The sequence below is a fragment of the Campylobacter showae CC57C genome (assembly GCF_000344295.2).
GTDB classification, from domain to species: domain Bacteria; phylum Campylobacterota; class Campylobacteria; order Campylobacterales; family Campylobacteraceae; genus Campylobacter_A; species Campylobacter_A showae_B.
The window spans coordinates 1-1,981 of record NZ_AOTD01000262.1 but is presented as its reverse complement, the minus strand read 5'-3'; the positions used below and the strand labels follow the sequence as shown (position 1 = coordinate 1,981).

At 53.2% G+C, this 1,981-nt stretch carries 2 protein-coding genes; both read left to right on the top strand.

Annotation, left to right across the window (positions count from 1 at the left end; translation table 11 throughout):
• The first annotated feature begins 326 nt into the window (after positions 1–326).
• Positions 327–1,460 (top strand): 2-iminoacetate synthase ThiH, encoded by a 1,134-nt coding sequence (gene thiH, locus H740_RS10845; RefSeq protein WP_034958081.1) that lies wholly within the window; start codon positions 327–329, stop codon positions 1,458–1,460.
• 43 nt (positions 1,461–1,503) lie between these two features.
• The coding region (locus H740_RS10840) for a thiamine phosphate synthase (protein ID WP_231679359.1) at positions 1,504–1,981 on the top strand (478 nt) is incomplete at its 3' end.

Below are 1,981 nucleotides of genomic sequence, written 5' to 3'. Positions count from 1 at the left end.
CAGGCTGGCGTATCTATCGGGGCTTGGAGGCATAAGCGAAAGCGCTAGGGCGTCGAGTCCGCTGACGGGATTTTTGGAGTAAATTTGGCTTTAAATTTAGCGGCATGAAAAACGGCGTCAAATTTAAAGCGGGCGAGGATGAAATTTGCCTCGTTAAACCCTGCGAATTTTAAATTTGACGATTTCGTGCGGTTTTTAATTTTAGCGCCGTAAAGGCGCGGGTCTGGGCGCGTAAAATTTATGGCTCCGAGCCTTTAAAAAACGATCAAATTTAACGCCCGAAATTTAGACGAAAAACGGAGAAATATTTGAAAAATATAGACGTGATGGAGTATGTTGACGGCGCGCAGCGCATAGACGAAACGCTGATGCGGCGGGTGCTAGCCGCGCGAGAGGACTACGACTACGAGAAATTTGATGCGCTTGGCGTAAAGCGCGCTCTTGGCGAAGAAAATCTAAGCATAGAGGGGTTAAAAGCGCTTCTAAGCCCGGCTGCCGGCGCTTTTTTGGACGAGATGGCACAGGCGGCGCGAGATAGGACGCGCAGGCAGTTTGGCAACTCGGTGCAGTTTTTTACGCCGCTTTATATCTCAAATTTTTGCGACAGCGACTGTGTTTACTGCGGCTTTAGCTCGCGAAACAAGATCTCTCGCGTAAGGCTAAAGGCGGACGAGGCGGCGACGGAGCTGGCAAATATCGCAAAAAGCGGGCTAAAAGACGTGCTGATCCTAACCGGCGAAAGCGCGAAAAAAAGCGACCTAGGCTATATCGGCGAGGTTTGCAAGGAGGCGTCTAGGCTTTTTAGCAACGTCGGCGTCGAGATCTATCCGCTAAATGCCGACGAATATGCGTTTTTGCACGGTTGCGGCGCGGACTACGTCGTGGTTTTTCAGGAGACTTACGACCCGGCGGCGTATGCGAGATTTCACCTCGGCGGCGTCAAGCGCTCGTTTGCCTACCGCTTTCACGCACAGGAGCGCGCTCTCATGGGCGGTATGCGCAGCGTCGGATTTGCTGCGCTTTTGGGGCTTGACGACTTTAGAAAGGACGCGCTAGCCACCGCGCTACACGCGCATTTAAGGCAGCAAAAGTACCCGCACGCCGAGATCGCGCTATCTTGCCCGCGCCTGCGCCCCGCGATAAACAAGGCTCACGTCGGCCCGCGAGACGTCGATGAGAGAGCGCTGTTTCAGGTCATCTGCGCGTACCGACTCTTTTTACCGTACGCAAATATCACGATCTCCACGCGCGAGTCGGCGCGCTTTCGTGACGGCGTTATCGCAGTCGCCGCGAACAAAATCTCGGCCGGCGTTAGCACGGGCGTGGGGACGCACTCGGATAAGGCCAAAAAGGGCGACGAGCAGTTTGAGATCAGCGATGCGCGCTCGGTCGAGGAGATACTAGGCACCGTGCGAGGGCTAAATTTACAGCCCGTGATGAGCGAGCATATTTACGTTTAGGACTTTGCGCTTTTGCGGGCGTAAAATTTAGCTTTTGGGGTAAATGGCGATGGGTTTTAGTAAATTTGAGCTCGTTTGGGTGACGAACCGCCGCTTAAGCGAGGATTTTTTCGCGGACGTTAGGCGCGTAGCGCAAAGCGGCAAGGCGGATAAAATTTTGCTCAGGGAGAGCGATTTGCCAGGGGACGAATACGAAAAATTGGCCCGTAAAACGCTTGAGATCATCGCTGAGTGCGGCTCTAACACGCAGCTTATTTTACATACTCACGCAAACGCCGCAAGCAGGCTTGGTGCGAGTGAGCTACATCTACCTTTTGCTAAATTTATGGCGTCAGGCGGCGAGTCTGCTATAAATTTGAGAGATTTGGTTAAATTTGACGGTGTTTGCCCAGATAAAGAGGGAGGCGGCGGCATTTGCGCGTCAAGTTTGACGCAAAATCTCAAAATCGGCGTTTCGGTACACTCTTTAGACCAGGCTCTAGCGGCGCAGGAGCTAGGCGCTGATTACGTCGTGGCGGGGG

Bases quoted from the DNA above. Each gene is read 5' to 3' on its own strand.
- thiH (WP_034958081.1), top strand. From the start codon at position 327: ATGGAGTATGTTGACGGCGCGCAGCGCATAGACGAAACGCTGATGCGG.